At 34.8% G+C, this 1080-nt stretch carries 1 protein-coding gene and 1 pseudogene; both read left to right on the forward strand.

Features of this window, described 5'->3' with window-relative positions:
- A pseudogene (locus tag JCM19034_RS21410) lies at positions 1-539 on the forward strand (transposase); the annotation flags it as partial.
- 234 nt (positions 540-773) lie between these two features.
- Positions 774-983: a hypothetical protein gene (locus JCM19034_RS25430; RefSeq protein ID WP_197276475.1), complete on the forward strand. Its 210-nt coding sequence runs from the start codon at positions 774-776 to the stop codon at positions 981-983.
- The last annotated feature ends 97 nt before the right edge of the window (positions 984-1080 follow it).

Raw genomic sequence — 1080 nt, forward strand, 5'->3', positions numbered from 1 at the left:
AGATGGACACTCAACGAAAGAACAACAAGAAACACGAGATTTTCTAGTGAGAAGCATTGTACGTGACATCTCATTTAAAAAGCAGGAAATGAGCAAGGTGGAAAGAGAATTAAAAGAGTTAATGAGTTTACTAGACTTTCAACTAAACTCTATGCCAGGGATTGACCTTGTTACAGCTTCTGCTTTAATTGCAGAGATAGGTGACGTAAGACAACAAATTAGCACGATTCGCGGGGATTGCGCCTGTTTACTTTGGCTCTGGTGGGAAAGGTAAGGAACAAAAAAGCAAACAGGGAAATCGGGCTTTACATGCTTTATTTTATAACTTGGCAGTGCAACAAGTACAAGTGGCAAAAGGAAGTAAACTGCCGAGGAATCCAGTGTTTCATGCTTACTACCAACGAAAACTAAAAGAAGGTAAAACAAAGGGACAAGCATTGGTGTGCATAATGAGAAGGCTTGTGAACATTGTTTATGGCATGATGAAGCATAAAACAACCTACAAATTACCGATAGTGCACGAGAAAGAAGTAGTTTAATAGGGTGGTAAAATGGCTGTTTTTTTTATTTTTAGCTTTTAAGATTACAACATAGGGTATAGATAAAACTAGACCATCTTGGAGACAGTCTGAAATTGATGTAGGAAAAGAATATCCTAGATATCGTGACCAAGTATCATATAAGGAAGGTAATGAAGTAAGTCATGGCACTAAAAATAGTTCAAGACCAGATTTTATATCGATGGTCATAGCATAGAAGTTAAGAATTATAAAGTGACTACATCTTCTGGTAGAAGTAACTTAATAAGAAATGTGTCAAAGCAAATAAATAAGCGGATAAGTGATTTACCTGAACACACAAAGCAATCTGTTATTATTGATGTTAGGGGTCAAAATGTCTCAAGGGATGTTTTAAGAGACATTAAACAAAAAATAAATGAAAGAACAAATGATGTAGCAGAAATAATTTTTAAAATGGATTAGAGGTGAAAGTTAGATGGCAGTAGGAATATTAGTAGATTGTTTTTATTACGAATTAGGTCATAGCGATTTTGTACATTCATTTTTTCTACAATCTCCT

The organism is Bacillus sp. JCM 19034 (genome assembly GCF_001310635.1).
GTDB lineage: Bacteria > Bacillota > Bacilli > Bacillales > Bacillaceae_D > Halalkalibacter.